Below are 18,169 nucleotides of genomic sequence, written 5' to 3' on the forward strand. Positions count from 1 at the left end.
GACGGCATGCACTTCGTCCTCTCGCGGGCGGCGCTGCTGGACATCTTCCTCATGTTCTGGATCGTGGTCGCCTTCTACTTCCTGGTCCTGGACCGCGAGCAGCGGCGTGCCAAGTGGCTGGCGGCGCTGGAGCGCGGCGTCGACCCGAGCCGCCCCGGCCCGGCCGACCGGCCCCGCCTCGGCGTCCCCTGGTACCGGCTGGCCAGCGCCGTCTCGCTCGGCCTTGCCTGCGGCGTCAAGTGGAGCGCGCTGTGGTACGTGCTGCTCTTCGTCGCGCTGACGCTGATCTTCGACATCAGCGCCCGCCGCGCGGCCGGGTCGCGGCACAGCGTCCGGGACGGCATCCTCGACGACGGCCGCTGGATGGTCGTCATGGTGGCGCTCGCGCTGGTGACGTACCTCGCGACCTGGACCGGCTGGTTCCTGTCCGACGACGGCTACTTCCGGCACTGGTACGCGCAGGCGAACGGCCGCCCGAGCGACCGGCCGATCATCGACCCGCTGCTCAACCTGTGGCACTACCACCACGAGGCGTACAAGTTCCACACCGGGCTGAGCTCGAAGCACCAGTACCAGTCGTGGCCGTGGATGTGGCTGCTGCTCGGCCGCCCCGTGGCGTTCTACTGGAACACCGACGGCCCGTGCGACGGGAGCAGCTGCGCGTCGGAGATCCTGCTGCTCGGCACGCCGGTGCTGTGGTGGTCGTTCCTGCCGGCGCTGCTGGCGCTCGGCTGGCTGGCGATCGCCCGCCGCGACGGCCGCGCCTGGCTGATCATGGTCTGCGCCCTGGCCGGCATCGTGCCGTGGTTCCAGTCGATGCCCGAGCACCGCACGATGTTCTACTTCTACGCGCTGCCCGCCGAGCCCTTCCTGGTCCTCGCCGTGGTGTACGTGCTGGGCGCGATCATCGGGCCGCCGCGGCACGTCAAGCCCTCCAGCGACCACCGGCTGCTCGGTTCGATCGTCGCAGGTGCGTACGTACTGCTCGTCGCGGCATGTTTCGCCTACTTCTATCCGATCTACAGTGGAATGGACATCACGTACACCGAGTGGTTCTCCCGGATGTGGCTCGGATCTCGCTGGGTGTAACCCTCCCGGGAGCCTGGGTACCACCTCACTCGACGGACTGCCTTATATTATTTGCCGCACGGCAAGCAAAGGCTTCGGTCGCGGATGGTGAAGGGTCGCATGTCCGGCGTTGGCTCCATCGAGAAGGCTTTGCGCACCGCCCCACCGGATCGGTTGGTGGAGGTGCTCGACGCACACCTGAGCGCGTCACACGGGACGAAGAGCAGCACCGTGTGGCTCGCCGACTACCGCTCCACCTCGCTGTCCCCCAGCGGCATCGAGCCTGACGGCACCGACGACCTGCTGGCCTCGGCCACCAGGGCGTTCGCCAGTCAGACGGTCATCGTGGACGCCCGCGAGGGGCAATCGCTCGCCCGGCTGCACCTGCCGATCACGGCGTGGGGCGAGCGCGTCGGCGTGCTCAGCGTGGTGCTGGACGCCGACCGGGCGCAGCAGGCGCGGGAGGGGCTGCGCGAGCTTGCCGGGATCTTCGCCGTGGCGCTGCAGGCGGTGTACCGGCGGACCGACCGCTACCACCTGGACCGGCGCCGCAACGGCAGGCTGACGATGGCCGCCGAGATGCAGTGGGACCTCCTGCCCGCCCGCGGCTACGAGCAGCCCGGTGTGAAGCTCGCCGGCCAGCTGGAGCCGGCGTACGCCGTCGGCGGCGACCACTTCGACTGGTCCGTCAACGGCGACTGGCTCACCGTCACCGCCCTCAACGGAATGGGCACCGGCCTGGACGCCGCGCTGCTCACCACCCTCGCCGTCAACGCGATGCGCAACGCCCGGCGATCCATCCCCACCGGCCTCAGAGCCCCCGGCGGCCTCGCCGACCAGGCCGTCCTCGCCGCCGACGCGATCTTCTCGCAGTACGGCGGCACCCGTCACGTCGCGACCCTCCTGCTGTCGCTCAACCTCGCCACCGGCGACCTGCGCATCATCGACGCCGGCTCGCCCCGCATGCTCCTGGTCCGTGGGGGCCAGGTCCGCGACATGGTCCTCGATCCGCAGCTGCCGCTCGGCATGTTCGGCGACACCCGGTACGTCGAGGAGCAGGAGCGCCTCCAGCCCAGTGACCGGATTTTCATCGTGAGTGACGGGGTGCATGCCGCCACCCGGCCGAACGAGCCCGCGTACGGTGAGCGGGAGTTGAGCCGTGCCATACGATCGACCCGGTTGCAACCACCGGCCGAGGCGATCAGCAGCGTCATGCGGAGCCTTCGTGACTATCACGCAGGCGCCGAGTTCGCCGACGATGCGCTGATCGTCTGCCTCGACTGGTCGCCCAGAGCCGACCCGTGATCCCCGCGAACCTCGGAGGACGACGTGCGGACCCGACCTTCACCGCACCCGGCTGGCAGTGACGACGCGGCCTCGGCGGCCGCTGTTCTGGTCGACGCCGCGGGCCAGGCGCTGGTGCTCGCCACCAGCGCCGCCAACGACAACTCCGGCGTCTCCGCCGCCCAGCTCCGCGTCCTGGGCGTCGTCGACCAGGCCGGCTCGATCAACCTGACCCAGCTGGCGATCGCGCTGCACACCGCCCCGTCGTCCGCCAGCCGCCTCTGCGACCGCCTCGAGGCCGCCGACCTGCTGCGCCGCACCAACGACGACCGCGACCGGCGCGAGGTCTGGCTGGTGCTCACCCCCACGGCCCGCCGCCTGCTCGACGGCCTGGGCCGCCAGCGCCAGGAGACGATCGCCGCCGTCCTGCGCCGCATGCCCCCGGACGACCGGGCCGCCCTGGTCCAGGGCCTCCAGTCCTTCTCCCACGCCGCCGGCACCCCGGTCGCCGACTCCTCCAAGGCCCAGGCCAGCTAGCGCGCTGTAATACCCCCACCGCTTCGCGGCGGGGCCCCGGCGGGGATTCTCACCCGCACCCCAATGCGCCGCTCCGCGGCGCACAGCCCGCGCTTGCGCGCGTGGCTGGGATTGCGCGTGCGCGCCGCACCCGGTGGCCGGTCGTCGTGAGTGCCGGTCGTCGTGAGTGCCTGGCGCTTGATCCAAGGACGGATGTGGTCGTGTGGGCGGCCAGGGTTGTCCTTGGATCACGTGGTCGGGATCGGTGTTGGTGCGTGCACGTGTGGGGGTGGGGCTGTGCGCGTGCGGCGTCTGGTGGCCGGCCGTCGTGAGTGCCCGGCGCTTGATCCAAGGACGGATGTGGTCGTGCGGGCGGCCACGGCTGTCCTTGGATCATGCGGGGGTGAGTCCGGTGATGGCGCTGTCACCTGCTCCGGGTGCTGGTGCTGCGTCCGGCGCGGTGATCCAGGGACGGATGTGGTCGTGTGGGGCGGTTTCAAGATCTGGTTGCAACACCGCTGGTGAGGAGTTCTTCGAGTTTCTCTGCCGGGGTTCGCCAGTTGAGTGTTGCACGGGGTCGTCGGTTGAGTTGGGCGGCGGTGGCGTCCAGATCGGTCTGGGTGGTGCTGGCGAAGTTGTGGATGCCTTTGGGGTAGTACTCCCGCAGGAGTCCGTTGGTGTTCTCGTTGCTGCCTCGCTGCCATGGGCTGTGCGGGTCGCAGAAGAACACCGGGCAGCCGGTCGCGACCGTGAACCGCGGATGCTGGGCCATCTCAGCGCCCTGGTCCCAGGTCAGCGACCGGCGCAACTGTTCGGGCAGTTGGGTCATCTTCGCGGTCAGCTGCGCGATGACGTGCTCGGAGACGCGGCTGTCCGGTAGAGCGACGAGGATCACGAACCGGGTCGTGCGTTCCACCAGTGTCGCGATCGCGGTCGTGCCGTTGCGGCCGATGAGCAGGTCACCCTCCCAGTGCCCGGGCACGGCCCGGTCCGCGGCCTCGGCGGGTCGGTCACTGATGTTCAGGCCGAGCCACGGCCGGTTGGAACGCACCGCGCCGGCCTCGGCCGGGCGGGGCCGCCGGTTGACCCGCCCGGACCGCAGTGCTTTCTGCCTGGTCAGCTCCGCTCGCAGGTTCCCGCGTGCCTGCAGGTAGATCGCCTGGTAGATCGTCTCGTGTGACACCCACATCGTCCTGTCATCCGGGTGGTCCTGCCGCAACCGTAAAGCGATCTGCTGCGGGGAGTGCCGGTCCTGCAGCCGGGCGATCACCTCGGTCCGCAGCCGCGACGGCGCGGTGAGCTTCCCCGCCCTGGACCGGGCCCGGTACGCGTCCGAGGACGCCTGCGCCCGCACCGCCCGATACACCAGACCCGGCTGACCCGGCCCGGACAACCGATGGTTCGAATGGTTCACGATCTCCCGGGACACCGTCGACGGCGCACGACCCAACCGCGCCGCGATCACCCGCACCGACTCACCCCGCTCCAACCCGATCGCAATCTCTTCCCGCTCCGCCAACGACAACCGTGACGCCACTAGCCGCACACACCCATCTATCGATCATGACTCGGGTGTTGCAACCACCCCTTGAACCCGCCTGGGCGGCCAGGGTTGTCCTTGGATCATGCGGGGTGAGTCCGGTGATGGCTGTCGCCTGGTCCGGGTGCTGTGTCCGGCGCTGTGATCCAGGGATGGGCGGGGCTGTGCGCGTGCGGCGTCTGGTGGCTGGTGGTCGTGAGTGCCCGGCGCTTGATCCAAGGACGGATCTGGTCGTGCGGGCGGCCAGGGTTGTCCTTGGATCATGTGGTCGGGATCGGCGCTGGTGCGTGCACGTGCGACCCTGGCGACCGCGGCGGCCGGGCATCGAGATGCGGCGGCACGCTGCTGGCGCTGCCTCGTGCCTCGGTGCGGGCAGTGCGCCGCGGAGCGGCGCACTGGGGTGCGGGTGAGAAGCCCCGCCGGGCCCCGCCGCGCCGGTGGTGGGGGAATTACAGCAGGTCGAACCAGTGGTCTTCCTCGCGGGCGTCGGTGACCTCGGCGGCGGGGGCCCAGGCCTCGTAGAGGCCGCGCTCCACGCAGTGGGCGCCCAGGCGGGCCACCGCGTCGCCGTCGGGGCGGCTCAGGCGCAGGCGGAGCCAGTCGCCCTCCTCGCGGATGACGGTGCAGGGCGCGTCGCGCCAGGTGGCGGAGGGGATGCGACGGGCCAGGGCGTCCAGCGGGTAGCGGGCGGCGCGGGTCTTCGCCGCGACCCGGAACTCGCCCGGCGGGTCGACGATCGCCTCGTACACGTTGTCGCGGTAGCGGCCGACGTACCGGCTCAGGGGAGTGGTGGTCGGGAAGTACTCCTGGTCGGCGGCGATCGTGCCGGGCAGGAGGTGGCGCCACTGCGGGCCGTGCATGCGGCTCCACGCGCGCTGCTCCGGCAGGTACGTGTAGAGCGTCACCTCGGTGCCGTCGCCGGTGTAGGCGACCAGCGACGTGTTCGCCGGGACGGGCAGCTCGGCGAGGTCGCGGGTCACGAACTCGGGCACGATGTGCCGGCCGCTCGGGGTGAAGCCCGTGCCGATGACGGGGGAGCCGAGGCGGTCGTGCGGCGGCATGGCGACCAGGCCGCCGTACGTGTCGGCGAGGGGCACCTCGTAGTCCCACGGGTCCACGGCCCGCCAGCGGATGGCGAAGACGACGTCGTCGGGGGAGGAGGAAGAGCTGAGGATCGCCAGGTCCTGCGGGGTCCGCAGGTGGGCGACGTCGAAGGCGCGGTAGCAGAAGCCGCTGATCGGCCAGCCGCGCAGGTGGCCGCCGAGCTGGCGGCCCGTCAGGAACTTGATCATGCGGGTGCCGCGGCGGATCGCGGCGGTGCGGCGGATCGGGGCGACCCACGTGGCGGCGGACGGGGTCTGGGTGAGCTTGTGCAGGCCGGTCCAGTCCAGCGTGCGGGTGACGGGCATCAGCAGCGGCTCGTCCTCGAACGTGGGCAGGCCGCCGGCGACGACCTCCGTGACGTGCACGAAGCGGCGGAACGGCCAGCGGGCGCCCGGCCGCGGGTTGGGCAGGAAGCCGGGAGCGGGCTGCGTCGCGTACACCTCGAACGCCGCGCCCTGCGCGATCTCCTCGGCGGGGTACGTGGTCCCGTCGAGCGTCACGCTGTGGGTCGCGGACCCTGCCGTATGCCCGATGACTGTCACCTTCGCGACGCTACGACCGCGTGGTGAACGAATCGTGAACGCGCAACCCGAGGTGGCATGCTTATGGCCGATGAGTGAGCGAAACGAGCGAACGATGTGGCGGTGCCTCGCGCCGTGAGTGGGAGAAAACACAGCCGGCAGGGGGAGTTCCCCCCTGCGCCGGAGCCGTTGCCGGTGGCGGTGCCGGACAGCCACACCCACATCGACATCACGCTTGAGGGCGACGGGCAGAACGGGCCGTCGACGGTCGCGGACGCGCTGGACCGGGCGAAAGCCGCCGGCGTCGACCGCCTCGTGCAGGTGGGTGTCGACGTGGAGTCGTCGCGGTGGGGTGTACGGGTGGCCGAGGAGCACCCGGACGTGGTGGCGACCGTCGCGCTGCACCCCAACGACGCGCCGCGGCAGAGCGACCTGGACGGCGCGCTGCGGGAGATCGAGCGGCTCGCCGCCCACCCGAGGGTCCGCGGGATCGGCGAGACCGGGCTGGACTACTTCCGGACCGGCGACGAGGGGCGCAAGGCCCAGCACGAAAGTTTCCGGGCGCACATCAGCATCGCCAAGCGGTATGGCAAGACCCTCGTCATCCACGACCGCGACGCGCACGACGACATCCTGCGGGTCCTCGACGAGGAAGGCCCGCCCGACCAGGTCGTCCTGCACTGCTACTCCGGTGACGAGGTGTTCGCGCGGGAGTGCCTCGACCGGGGGTACCTGCTGAGCTTCGCCGGCACGGTCACCTTCGGCAACGCGAAGGACCTGCGCGCCGCGGCCGCGATCACGCCGCTGGACGGGCTGCTGGTGGAGACCGACGCGCCGTTCCTGACCCCGGTGCCGTTCCGCGGCCGGCCCAACGCCAGCTACCTGATCCCGCTGATCGTCCGGGCCCTGGCCGAGGTGGCCGGGCACGACCTGGACACGCTGTGCGCCGCGATCTCGGCCAACGGCACCCGGGCGTTCGGCGAGTGGCGATGACGCTGCTCGGCCCGGCGGAGATCCGGGAGCTGGCCGCGGAGCTCGGCGTGCGGCCGACCAAGCAGCTCGGGCAGAACTTCGTCCACGACCCCAACACCGTCCGGCGGATCGTGCGCGCCGCCGAGCTGAGCGCCGACGACGTCGCGCTGGAGGTCGGGCCGGGGCTCGGCTCCCTCACGCTCGGCCTGCTGGAGGTGGCGGACAAGGTCTGTGCGGTGGAGATCGACCCGGTGCTGGCCAAGGCGCTTCCGGCCACCGCGCAGAAGTTCGCTCCCGAGCAGGCCGGGCGGCTGCACGTGATCGAGGGCGACGCGCTGCGGGTCGACGTCGACGAGAAGCCGACCGCGCTGGTGGCGAACCTGCCGTACAACGTCGCCGTGCCGGTCGTGCTGCACCTGCTGGCCACGCTGCCGTCGCTGCGCAAGGGCCTGGTCATGGTGCAGAAGGAGGTCGCCGACCGGCTCGTCGCCGGCCCGGGCAGCCGCGTCTACGGCGTCCCGAGCGTGAAGCTCGCCTGGTACGCGACGGCGAAGCAGGCCGGCAAGGTCCCGCCGAGCGTCTTCTGGCCGGTGCCCAACGTCGACTCGGGTCTCGTCGCGTTCACCCGGCGGGAAGCCCTCGGGACGGGCGACGCCGACAGGAAGGCGACCTTCGCGGTCGTGGACGCCGCCTTCGCGCAGCGCCGCAAGACGCTGCGGGCCGCCCTGGCGGGTTGGGCCGGCGGGCCGGACGCCGCCGAGCGGATCCTGCGGGCCGCCGGCGTCGACCCAGGCGCGCGGGGAGAGCAGCTCACGGTGCACGACTTCATCCGGATCGCGAGCCAGCGGCAGGCACAGCCATCGCACGGGTAGGGTGCACCACGTGACCGAGCCGCTCTTCTCCGAAGACGACGACGAGGAGTTCGACCGGCCGCGCGTGGCCACGCACGGACCGGTCCGGGTCCGCGTACCCGCGAAGATCAACCTGCACCTGCATGTCGGTGCCGCGCGCCCGGACGGGTTCCATGAGCTGACGACCGTGTATCACGCGATCGGGCTGTACGACGAGATCACCGCCCGCCGGGGCGACACGCTGACGCTCACCATGGAGGGCGAGGGCACCGGCCAGCTGTCGCTCGGCGAGGACAACCTCGTCATCCGGGCGGCACGGGCCCTGGCCGCCGAGACGGGCCACGACCCGCACGCCAGGCTGCACCTGAAGAAGCAGATCCCGATCGCCGCGGGCCTGGCCGGCGGCAGCGCCGACGCGGCCGCCGCGCTGGTCGCCTGCGACCAGCTGTGGGGGACCGGGCTGTCCCGCGACGACCTGGCCGGCATCGCCGGCACGCTGGGCTCCGACATCCCGTTCCTGGTCCTGGGCGGCACCGCGCTGGGCACCGGCCGCGGCGAGCTGGTCAGCCCGATCCTGACCGGCGGGCACGCGTGGCACTGGGTGCTCGCCGTCGCCGAGGAGGGCCTGTCGACCCCGACGGTCTACAAGGCGTTCGACGAGCTGGGCGCGCAGAGTGAGGCCGGGACGCCCGACGGGTTGCTCGCCGCGCTGCGGCAGAAGGACCCCGACGTGCTCGCCGAGCACCTGGCCAATGACCTGCAGGCCGCCGCGCTGCACCTGCGGCCCGAGCTGCGGGGTGTGCTGGACGCGGGGCTCGACGCCGGCGCCCTGGCCGGGCTCGTGTCCGGCTCCGGCCCGACCGTGGTCTTCCTGGCCGAGGACGCCCGGCACGCCGCGCTGCTCGCGGCCGACCTGGAGGCCGCCAACTGCTGCCGCGCGGTGCGCACCGCCGTCGGTCCCGTGCCCGGAGCGAGAGTGCTGTAGATGGCCAACATCATCAACCTGGACAAGGTCGGCAAGACGTACCCGGCGGGGCGGATCTTCGATGAGGTGTCCCTCGGCGTCGACGACGCCGACCGCATCGGTGTCGTCGGGCTCAACGGGGCCGGCAAGACGACCCTGCTGCGGATGCTGACCAAGGCGGAGGAGCCCGACGAGGGCCGCGTCACGCACCGGCGCGACCTGCGGGTGTCGGCGCTGCCGCAGAATCTCGACCTGCCGCCGACCGCGACGGTCCGGGACGTCATCATCGGCACCGCCTGGCTGCCGGCCGCGTTCGCCGCGGAGCACGAGTGGGCCGGCGACGCAGGCGTCCGCACCGTCCTCAACGGGCTCGGCATGCCGCATCTCGGCCTGGACGCGCCCGTCGGGCCGATGTCCGGTGGTGAGCGGCGCCGCATCGCGATCGCCGCGCTGCTGGTGCGCCCCGCCGACCTGCTGATCCTCGACGAGCCCACCAACCACCTCGACGTCGCCGGCATCGCCTGGCTGGCGCGGCACCTGCTGCAGCGCCGCGGCGCGCTCATGGTCGTCACCCACGACCGGTGGTTCCTCGACGCGGTCTGCACGACCACGTGGGAGGTCGCCGACGCGACGGTCCGCGCCTACGAGGGCGGCTACGCGGCCTGGACCCTGGCCCGGGCCGAGCGGCTGCGGGTCGCCGCCGAGGCAGAGTCCCGCCGGCAGAACCTGCTCCGCAAGGAGATCGCCTGGCTGCGGCGGGGCCCGCCGGCCCGCACCAGCAAGCCGAAGTTCCGCATCGACGCGGCCAACGCGCTCATCGCCGACGTGCCGCCCGCCCGCGACACGGTGTCGCTGCAGCGGCTCGCCGTCACGCGGCTGGGCAAGCAGGTCTACGAACTGTCCAAGGTGGACCTGCGGGCCGGGGAGCGGACCCTGCTGTCCGATGTGGACTGGCTGGTCGGGCCGGGCGACCGGATCGCGATCCTCGGCGCCAACGGAGCCGGCAAGACGACCCTGTTGCGGGTGTTGGCGGGGGTACGAGACCCCGACGGCGGGCGGCTCCTGCGGGGCAGCACCGTGCGGGCCGCGTTCCTGTCGCAGGAGCTCAAGGAGCTGCCGTCGGGCCTGCGGCTGCTGGAGGCGGTCGAGGAGGTCGCGAAGCGGGTCAAGCTCGGCGACCGGGAGCTGACCGCGGCGCAGCTCGCCGAGGTCTTCGGCTTCAGCGGCGCCCGGGTCTGGACGCCGGTCGCGGACCTGTCCGGCGGTGAGCGGCGGCGCCTGCAGCTGCTGCGCCTGCTCGCCACGGAGCCCAACGTGCTGCTGCTCGACGAGCCCACCAACGACCTCGACATCGACACCCTGGCGGCGCTGGAGGACCTGCTGGACTCGTGGCCGGGCACGATCGTGGTCGCCAGCCACGACCGGTACCTGGTCGAGCGGGTCGCCGACGTGGTCTACGGCATGTTCGGCGACGGGAACCTCGTCCACCTGCCCGGCGGCGTCGACGAGTACCTGGAGCGCATCGTCGGGGCGGCGGAGGGCTTCGGCACCGGCACCGCCGCCGGTGCGGGGACGGGGGCGGCCGGCAAGGAGAAGGCTTCGGACCTGCGGGCGTCGGACAAGGACGCCCGGGCCGCGAAGAAGGAGCTGTCGAAGCTGGAGCGCAGCATGGACCGGCTCGCGCAGAAGGAGGCGGCGCTGCACGCCCAGCTGGCGGAGCACGCGACCGACTACACCAGGATCACCGCTCTGGACGCCGAGCTGCGCGCGGTACAGGAGGAGAAAGCGCTCATCGAGGAGCAATGGCTCGCCCTCGCCGAGATCGCGGGATGACCCCGCTTTAGAATCTCGTCATGGCCGCTCACTTTCCGATCAACCACCACCTCCGGCCCCTGTACCGGCTGCTCTGCGTCGTCGCCGGTCTCTACATGCTGGTCTTCGGCGTGGTCGGATTCATCCAGACGTCGGGCAACCAGTTCACCGGTCTGGCCGGGGCCGAGTGGGTCATGGGGCTGCGCACCAACCCCGCATTCTCACTGCTGTCGCTGGTCGCCGGGGTCGTCGTCCTCGGCGCGAACCTCGTCGGGCGCAATCTGGCGCATCACATCAACCAGCTCGCCGGCATCGTGCTGACCGTGGTCGGCATGGCGTCGCTCGGGCTGCTGCAGACCGACGCCAACATCTTCGCGTTCTCGATGGTCAACGTGATCGTCACGTTCATCCTCGGGGGCATCACCGGCACCGCCAGCCTCTACGACCGGGTCGGCAGCGTCTCGTCGGCCGAGGCCGGGGAGCAGCTCCGGCACGGTCCCCGCACCGCCTGACCTTCTGACAGCGGCGGCGCCCCGGACACCTCCGGGGCACCGCCGCTGTGTCATTTGCCCTGGCCGGTGCCGAGGGTGGGCTTGCCCTCCATGTTCGACAGCCCGTTCCACGCCAGGTTGACCAGGTGCGCAGCGACGACCTCCTTGCGCGGCTTGCGCACCTCCAGCCACCAGCGGCCGGTGAGCGCCACCATCCCGACGAGCGCCTGCGAGTAGAGCTCGGCGAGCTTCGGGTCGAAGCCGCGGCGCTTGAACTCCGAGCCGAGGATGTGCTCGGCCTGGTGCGCCACGTCGTTGAGGACGCTCATGAAGTTGCCGGTCGGCGACATCACCGGCGACTCACGGACCAGGACCCGGAAGCCGTCGGTCTCGTGCTCGATGTAGTCGAGCAGGGCGAGGGCCGCCTGCTCGAGCAGCTCGTGCGGGTGGCCGCCGGTCAGCGCGTTGGTGAGCCGGTCCAGCAGGTTGCGGACCTCGCGGTCCACGACCACCGCGTACAGGCCCTCCTTGCCGCCGAAGTGCTCGTAGACGACGGGTTTGGAGACCTTCGCGCGCGACGCCACCTCCTCGATGGAGGTGGCGTCGAACCCCCGCTCCGCGAACAGGGCCCGCCCGATGGCGATCAGCTGCTCGCGGCGCTGGGCGGCGGACATCCGCACCCGTGACTTCGGCAGGGCCGGCGGCGGTGGCGGGCTCTTGCGCTGGACGTGCGGGACTTCCTCCGGAAGGTCGGTCACCCGCTCATCGTGCCAGCCGCTTGGCGTCCAGCCGGTCCCGCTTCGGCCAGCGCACGTCCGTGGCCCAGCCGAGCTTCTCGAAGAGCCAGATGAGCCGGGCGTTGATGTCGATCTGGCCCTTGTCGACCCCGTGCCGGGCGCAGGTCGGGTCGGCGTGGTGCAGGTTGTGCCAGCTCTCGCCGAACGACAGGATCGCCAGGGGCCAGAAGTTGCTGGCCTTGTCGCCCTCGCGGGTCTCGAACGGGCGCTCGCCGTACACGTGGCAGATCGAGTTGATCGACCAGGTGACGTGGTGCAGCAGGCCGATCCGCACGATCCCGGCCCAGAAGAACGCCGACAGCGCGCCCTGCCACGACCAGGTGACGAGGCCGGCGACGATCGCGGGCAGCGTCGCGGACAGCACGACGATCACCGGGAAGAGCTTGTCGATGCGGCGGATGTCCTTGTCGGCCAGCAGGTCGGGGGCGAAGCGCTCCCGGTTGGACAGCTCGCGGTGGAACAGCCAGCCCACGTGGGCGTAGAAGAGGCCCTTGACCAGGCCGCCGAACGACTCCCCGAAGCGCCACGGCGAGTGCGGGTCACCCTCCCGGTCGGAGAACGCGTGGTGGCGGCGGTGGTCGGCGACCCACTGGGTCGGGTTGCCCTCGATCGCCGTGCTGCCGGCGATGGTCAGCGCGATCCGCAGCCCGCGGTTGGCCTTGAAGGCGCCGTGGGTGAGGTACCGGTGGAAGCCCGAGCCGATGCCGAGCCCGCCGATCACGTAGAAGGCCGTGCCGAGCGCGACGTCGAGCCAGGTGAGTCCCCATCCCCAGGCGACGGGGACGGCCGCCAGCAGGGCGGCGAACGGCAGGACGACGAAACCCCAGAGGGCGATCAGGATCCCGGCGCTCTGGCGCCCCTCGGTCAGGGCTCTTGGCCCGCGCTCAGGGGTCTGACCAGGGACGGGATCGAGCAGTACAGCGGACATGCTACCTCTCAGGGATCGACGCTACGCCTACGTCACCGTAACTTACGGAAGCGTAGGTTCGCTAGATTGGCTCTGTGTCAAGCCGATTACCCGCGGTTTTATGTGATCTTCGTCCGCGAACATCGGCTGACCCGCCGAGAGGGTGAGGGGAACCGGCCTCGATACGAGCCGGATCGACGCGACCGGTAGGCTGCACTGGCAGATCTTTGGGGTGTGGGGTAACGGCAGCCCGCAGGCCTTTGGAGCCTCGCAGTCCAGGTTCGAATCCTGGCACCCCAGCCACCTGACTACGATGAGGCGCACCGACACCGTCGAGGAGCGCGCCCGTGCGAAACGTGATCATCCTGGCCGCCGGCGAGGGAAAGCGGATGAAGTCCGCCCTGCCCAAGGTGCTGCACCCGCTGCTCGGCCGGACCCTGGTGGGCCACGTGCTCGCCGCCGCCGAGGAGGCGATCGGTGGCGCCGCCACCGTGGTCGTCGGCCACGGCGGTGAGCTGGTCCGGGCCCACCTGGAGCAGATCGCGCCGGCCGCCGTGCCGGTCACCCAGATCGAGCAGCGCGGCACCGGTCACGCGGTGCGCATCGCGCTGGACGAGACGCCCGACCTCACCGGCACCGTGGTCGTGCTCAACGGCGACATCCCGCTGCTGCGCGCGGAGACCCTCAGCGCGCTCGTGCACACGCACGAGAGCACCAGGGCCGCCGCGACCGTGCTGACCGCGGAGGTCGACGACCCCACCGGCCTCGGCCGCATCGTGCGCAACCGGGGTGGCGAGTTCGCGGCCATCGTCGAGGAGCGCGACGCCACGCCCGCGCAGCGCGGTATCCGCGAGATCAACTCCGGGGCCTACGTGTTCGACGCGGAGCGGCTGCGCGAGATGCTCGGCAAGCTCTCCACCGACAACGACCAGGGTGAGGAGTACCTCACCGACGTCATCGGCCTGCTCGTCGCGGCGGGCGCGCCGGTCGTCGCCCACCGCGCCCCGGACGCCACCGAGACCCTCGGCGCCAACGACCGCGCCGAGCTCGCCGGGCTCCGGGCGCTCATGCGGGACCGGATCAACGACGAGTGGATGCGCTCCGGCGTCGCGATCATCGACCCGGCGACCACGTGGATCGACGTCACCGTCACGCTGGACAGGGACGCGGTCGTCGAGCCCAACACGCACCTGCGCGGCGCGACCCGCATCGGCGAGGGCGCGGTCGTCGGCCCCGACACCTCGCTCATCGACGTGATCGTCGGCGAGGGCGCGGCCGTCGTGCGGACCCACGCCCTGTCCTCGGAGATCGGGCCGCAGGCGTCGGTCGGCCCGTTCGCCTACCTGCGCCCCGGCACGCGGCTCGGTCGCAAGTCGAAGGTCGGCACGTTCGTCGAGACCAAGGCCGCCGACATCGGCGACGGCGCGAAGGTGCCGCACCTGTCCTACGTCGGCGACGCCGAGATCGGCGAGGGCACCAACATCGGCGCCGCGACCGTCTTCGTCAACTACGACGGCGTGCAGAAGCGCCGGTCGGTGATCGGCGCGCACGCGCGGACCGGCGCCGACAACATGTTCGTCGCCCCGGTGCACGTCGGCGACGGCGCCTACACCGCCGCCGGCAGCGTGATCGTCAAGGACGTGCCGCCGGGCGCGCTCGGCGTCTCCCGGGCCCACCAGCGCAACATTGAAGGGTGGGTGGAGCGCAAACGGGCGGGCACAGCCGCCGCGCAGGCCGCACGCGACGCCCTCGCACGTGAAGAAAGCCACGTCGGGCCCGCCTCGGTGGCCGATGCGGGGCCATCCGACGAACAATGAGCCCAACCACGAGATCGGGAGCGGGCGAAACCCAAATGGCCAGCATCAGTTCGGAGAACCGCAAGAACCTCATGCTCTTCTCCGGCCGGGGGTTTCCCGCGCTCGCTGAGGAGATCGGGGCGGTCCTCGGCGTCGAGCCGACGCCGATGGACGCATACGACTTCGCCAGCGGTGAGATCTTCATCCGCTACCGGGAGTCGGTACGCGGCTCCGACGCGTTCGTCGTGCAGTCGATGGTCGCGCCGATCAACGACTGGCTCATGGAGAGCCTGATCATGGTGGACGCGCTCAAGCGCGGCTCGACCAAGCGGATCACGGTCGTCCTGCCGTTCTACCCGTACGCGCGGCAGGACAAGAAGCACCGCGGCCGTGAGCCGATCTCCGCCCGGCTCGTCGCCGACCTGCTCAAGACCGCCGGCGCCAACCGGATCCTCACCGTCGACCTGCACACCGCGCAGATCCAGGGCTTCTTCGACGGCCCCGTCGACCACCTCTTCGCGATGAACACCCTCGCCGACCACATCGACGCCAAGTACGCCGGCCGCCCGATCACCGTCGTCGCCCCCGACTCCGGCCGGGTGCGGGTCGCCGAGCGCTGGACCGACCGCCTCGGCGGCTGCCCGCTCGCGTTCATCCACAAGACCCGCGACCCGCTCAAGCCCAACCAGGTGGTCGCCAACCGGGTCGTCGGCGAGGTCGAGGGCCGGGTCTGCCTGATCGTCGACGACATGATCGACACCGGCGGCACCATCGTCAGCGCCGCCGACATCCTCTTCCAGGAGGGTGCCGCCGACGTGATCGTCGCCGCCACCCACGCCGTGCTGTCCGACCCTGCCTGCGAGCGCCTCGACGCCAGCCGGATCAGCGAGGTCGTGGTGACCAACACGCTGCCCCTCCCGAACGACAAGAAGGTCGACAAGATCACCCAGCTGTCGATCGCCCCGCTGCTCGCCCGCGCCATCCGCGAGGTGTTCGACGACGGGTCGGTCACGACCCTTTTCGGCGGTCTGTCCTGAGTCTTCCTGGACATTTCCAGGGCTCTGCGGCCCGTCCGGTTGACACGGGCGCGTGATCTGCACAACCGGACGGGTGCCGCGTGAAGGTGACCAGACGCCTCGGGTAAGCTAGTGCGGTTGCCACGGCGAGGGTGCTCCAAGGGCCGGGCGTGCGTTCCAGCGACCATCGCGGAAGCGGTCTTCGCGGGATCTGCATGACGGCCATCGGGCTCCGTGATCGACGCGGTGCTCCGGGCCTGTGCCCCGTGCGCCTCCTCGCCCGTGCGCCGCACACGACAACTGTTACCGGTCGCGCCGGCCGGTGCCCGCCGCACAACCGCATCAGGAGTTTTTGCCGTGTCCGAGGTAAAGATCAGCGCTGAGCCCCGCACCGAGTTCGGCAAGGGTGGTGCCCGCCGCACGCGCCGGGCCGGCAAGGTGCCCGCCGTGCTGTACGGCCACGGCGAAGCGCCCCGCCACATCGCCCTCCCCGCCCGCGAGTTCGCCGCCGCCATCCGGCACGGCGGCAAGAACCAGATCTTCAACATCGAGATCAACGGTGGCGGCACCGCGCTCGCCCTGCCGAAGGCGATCCAGCGCGACCCGATCAAAGACATCTACGAGCACGTCGACCTGCTCATCGTCCGCCGTGGCGAGAAGGTCACCGTCGAGGTCCCGGTCCACCTGACCGGCGAGGCCGCCCGCGACACCCTGGTCATGGTGGAGAGCACCACCCTGGCGATCCTGGCCGACGCGACCAAGCTGCCCGAGTTCCTCGAGGTCTCGATCGAGGGTCTGGAGGCCGGCAACCACGTCACCGCCGGCGACGTCAAGCTCCCCGCCGGTGCCGAGCTGGCCGCCGACCCGGAGTACATCGTCGCCGTCGTCAGCGTCGCCCCGACCGCCGAGGCGCTCGAGGGTGAGACCGCTGAGGCCGCCGCCGCCGAGCCGGCCGCCGAGGCCGAGGCTGAGGCCGAGGCGACCCCGGAGCCGGCCGAAGCCTGAGCCCTCCGCTCCAAGGCCGCGGGCGCCCAACGGGCACCCGCGGCCGCTGTCTGAGCGGACCCCACGCCGGCCGGACCAGCACAACCCGACCGGCGTGGACCGGGGCGCGAGCTGCGAACGCTCCCCCGACCCACCCGACCGGCATGCCACCCGGACCGAGCGACAGACCACGGACGCCCCCACGCCGGTGGCCTCGCGGTCCATCGACTCAAAGCCGGGCTGGGACCCTGACCGCGACTGCACTCGTCGGTCGCGACCGGCGCCTTGCGGATGCCGGGTCGTAGCTGCGAGATCTGGCCGTGGACGCTTCCGGCGCCCGCGACCGGCGTCTCGCCGAGGCCTGGCGTGGCTGCACTCGGCATCCGCGACCAGTGTCCTGCGGAGGCCTGGCCGTTGCTGCGAGTCCCGGCCCTGGCTGCAAGACTTGGCCGTGGCTGTACCTGGCGTTCGCGGCAGGCGCCTTGCGGCGGCTGGGCGCTGTGGCTGTGCGATCTGGTCGTGGACGCTTCCGGTGCCCGCGACCGGCGTCTCGCCGAGGCGTGGCCGTGGCTGCGCTTGGCGTTCGCGGCCGGCGCCTCGCGGCGGCCTGGCCGTGGCTGCGAGACTTGGCCGTGAACGCGCCGGCGTTCGCGACCGACATCTCGCTGCGACCGACGTGATGAAGGTAGCAGCGAGGTACGACAGTTCCTGCCGGCTCCGCCGCGACGCACGACGGGGTGTGGGCCGACGGCCGCTCGACCGGCACTTCGTGGAAGACCGGACACGAGGTCGCGGACGCCTGGTGGCGCTCGTGGCCTCGCCGCTGTGAGGGGACCTGATGACGGACACCGCGCCCTGGCTGGTCGTCGGGCTGGGTAACCCTGGCCCGGAGTACGCGCGCCACCGGCACAACGTCGGCTTCATGATCGCTGACCTGATCGGGCAGCGGGCCGGGTTGCGCTTCTCCAAGCATCGCCGGGTCGCCGCCGACGTGGCCGAGGGGCGCCTGCGCGTCGGTGGGCCCCGCATCGTGCTGGTGAAGCCGCTGACCTTCATGAACCTGTCCGGTGGCCCGGTGGCCGGCCTCGCCCAGTTCTACAAGGTGCCGGTCGCCCAGGTGATCGCCGTGCACGACGAGCTCGACGTGCCCTACGAGCAGCTGCGGCTCAAGCAGGGCGGCGGCGAGGGCGGCCACAACGGGCTGCGGTCCATGTCGTCCTCGCTCGGCAGCAAGGACTACGTGCGGGTCAGGTTCGGCATCGGCCGCCCGCCCGGCCGGCAGAACCCGGCCGACTTCGTCTTGTCGGACTTCTCCTCGGTCGAGCGCAAGGAGCTGGACTTCTTCATCGACCGGGCCGCCGACGCGGTGGAGATGGTAATCGAGCGCGGCCTGGAACCTGCGCAGAACCAGTATCACGCGTCGTAACGGACTGGATGCCCATCGTCCGTCCGGTCCGATCCTTCCGTGCCTGTCCGTGTGTCGCCGTGACGCATGTCCGAGTTGCACGTTGTACTCCAAGTCGCACCTTTTGCAAAGAAGGCGGAC

At 71.4% G+C, this 18,169-nt stretch carries 16 protein-coding genes and 1 tRNA gene; 13 read left to right on the plus strand and 4 right to left on the minus strand.

Features of this window, described 5'->3' with window-relative positions:
* The 3 genes from ACFY3L_RS52160 to ACFY3L_RS52170 form a co-directional block, all read left to right on the plus strand.
* On the plus strand, positions 1-1,089 hold a 1,089-nt coding region (locus tag ACFY3L_RS52160; RefSeq protein WP_389342610.1), incomplete at its 5' end, for a dolichyl-phosphate-mannose--protein mannosyltransferase.
* Between the two features lie 156 nt (positions 1,090-1,245).
* Positions 1,246-2,373, plus strand: coding sequence for a PP2C family protein-serine/threonine phosphatase (locus ACFY3L_RS52165; RefSeq protein ID WP_389342613.1), 1,128 nt, complete (start codon positions 1,246-1,248; stop codon positions 2,371-2,373).
* A gap of 24 nt (positions 2,374-2,397) precedes the next feature.
* Positions 2,398-2,889 (plus strand): MarR family winged helix-turn-helix transcriptional regulator, encoded by a 492-nt coding sequence (locus ACFY3L_RS52170; protein WP_389342616.1) that lies wholly within the window; start codon positions 2,398-2,400, stop codon positions 2,887-2,889.
* Between the two features lie 475 nt (positions 2,890-3,364).
* Here the strand turns inward: ACFY3L_RS52170 and ACFY3L_RS52175 are convergent, their stop codons facing one another.
* Together ACFY3L_RS52175 and ACFY3L_RS52180 are read right to left on the minus strand one after the other, a co-directional pair.
* The gene (locus ACFY3L_RS52175) at positions 3,365-4,414 is read right to left on the minus strand and encodes an IS30 family transposase (RefSeq protein ID WP_389342619.1); all 1,050 of its coding nucleotides are present in this window, start codon (positions 4,412-4,414) and stop codon (positions 3,365-3,367) included.
* 443 nt (positions 4,415-4,857) lie between these two features.
* Positions 4,858-6,054, minus strand: coding sequence for a hypothetical protein (locus ACFY3L_RS52180; RefSeq protein ID WP_389342622.1), 1,197 nt, complete (start codon positions 6,052-6,054; stop codon positions 4,858-4,860).
* Positions 6,055-6,228: 174 nt separating this feature from the next.
* Here ACFY3L_RS52180 and ACFY3L_RS52185 point away from each other — a divergent pair, with 174 nt between their 5' ends.
* From ACFY3L_RS52185 to ACFY3L_RS52205, 5 genes are read left to right on the plus strand one after another with little or no spacing between them, the layout of a single operon-like run.
* Positions 6,229-7,026: a TatD family hydrolase gene (locus tag ACFY3L_RS52185; protein ID WP_389342625.1), complete on the plus strand. Its 798-nt coding sequence runs from the start codon at positions 6,229-6,231 to the stop codon at positions 7,024-7,026.
* The gene (gene rsmA / locus ACFY3L_RS52190) at positions 7,023-7,877 is read left to right on the plus strand and encodes a 16S rRNA (adenine(1518)-N(6)/adenine(1519)-N(6))-dimethyltransferase RsmA (protein ID WP_389342628.1); all 855 of its coding nucleotides are present in this window, start codon (positions 7,023-7,025) and stop codon (positions 7,875-7,877) included. The genes ACFY3L_RS52185 and rsmA overlap by 4 nt, the downstream gene beginning before the upstream one ends.
* Positions 7,878-7,887: 10 nt before the next feature.
* Positions 7,888-8,841: a 4-(cytidine 5'-diphospho)-2-C-methyl-D-erythritol kinase gene (locus ACFY3L_RS52195; RefSeq protein ID WP_389342631.1), complete on the plus strand. Its 954-nt coding sequence runs from the start codon at positions 7,888-7,890 to the stop codon at positions 8,839-8,841.
* A complete protein-coding gene (locus ACFY3L_RS52200; protein ID WP_389342634.1) occupies positions 8,842-10,653 on the plus strand; it encodes an ABC-F family ATP-binding cassette domain-containing protein in 1,812 nt (603 codons plus the stop codon).
* 20 nt (positions 10,654-10,673) lie between these two features.
* Complete coding sequence (locus ACFY3L_RS52205) at positions 10,674-11,144, plus strand: DUF4383 domain-containing protein (RefSeq protein ID WP_389342637.1); 471 nt, start codon at positions 10,674-10,676, stop codon at positions 11,142-11,144.
* Between the two features lie 50 nt (positions 11,145-11,194).
* Here the strand turns inward: ACFY3L_RS52205 and ACFY3L_RS52210 are convergent, their stop codons facing one another.
* Positions 11,195-11,797, minus strand: coding sequence for a TetR family transcriptional regulator (locus tag ACFY3L_RS52210; RefSeq protein WP_389342757.1), 603 nt, complete (start codon positions 11,795-11,797; stop codon positions 11,195-11,197).
* 88 nt (positions 11,798-11,885) lie between these two features.
* Positions 11,886-12,848: an acyl-CoA desaturase gene (locus ACFY3L_RS52215; RefSeq protein ID WP_389342640.1), complete on the minus strand. Its 963-nt coding sequence runs from the start codon at positions 12,846-12,848 to the stop codon at positions 11,886-11,888.
* A 207-nt stretch (positions 12,849-13,055) separates the two neighbouring features.
* On the opposite strand from ACFY3L_RS52215, the gene ACFY3L_RS52220 reads away from it, so the two are divergent.
* The 5 genes from ACFY3L_RS52220 to pth all read left to right on the plus strand — a co-directional run bounded on the left by ACFY3L_RS52220 (position 13,056) and on the right by pth (position 18,049).
* Positions 13,056-13,130: transfer RNA gene (locus tag ACFY3L_RS52220), tRNA-Gln, on the plus strand.
* 44 nt (positions 13,131-13,174) lie between these two features.
* The gene (glmU, locus tag ACFY3L_RS52225; RefSeq protein ID WP_389342643.1) at positions 13,175-14,644 is read left to right on the plus strand and encodes a bifunctional UDP-N-acetylglucosamine diphosphorylase/glucosamine-1-phosphate N-acetyltransferase GlmU; all 1,470 of its coding nucleotides are present in this window, start codon (positions 13,175-13,177) and stop codon (positions 14,642-14,644) included.
* Between the two features lie 35 nt (positions 14,645-14,679).
* Positions 14,680-15,660 carry a ribose-phosphate diphosphokinase gene (locus tag ACFY3L_RS52230; RefSeq protein ID WP_344503867.1) on the plus strand — a complete coding sequence of 327 codons (981 nt, stop codon included), beginning with the start codon at positions 14,680-14,682 and terminating at the stop codon, positions 15,658-15,660.
* Between the two features lie 336 nt (positions 15,661-15,996).
* Positions 15,997-16,644 (plus strand): 50S ribosomal protein L25/general stress protein Ctc, encoded by a 648-nt coding sequence (locus tag ACFY3L_RS52235; protein ID WP_389342646.1) that lies wholly within the window; start codon positions 15,997-15,999, stop codon positions 16,642-16,644.
* A gap of 817 nt (positions 16,645-17,461) precedes the next feature.
* A complete protein-coding gene (gene pth / locus ACFY3L_RS52240) occupies positions 17,462-18,049 on the plus strand; it encodes an aminoacyl-tRNA hydrolase (protein WP_389342649.1) in 588 nt (195 codons plus the stop codon).
* Positions 18,050-18,169: the final 120 nt, after the last annotated feature.

The sequence above is a fragment of the Dactylosporangium sp. NPDC000521 genome (genome assembly GCF_042898305.1).
In the GTDB taxonomy this organism is placed as follows: Bacteria; Actinomycetota; Actinomycetes; order Mycobacteriales; family Micromonosporaceae; genus Dactylosporangium.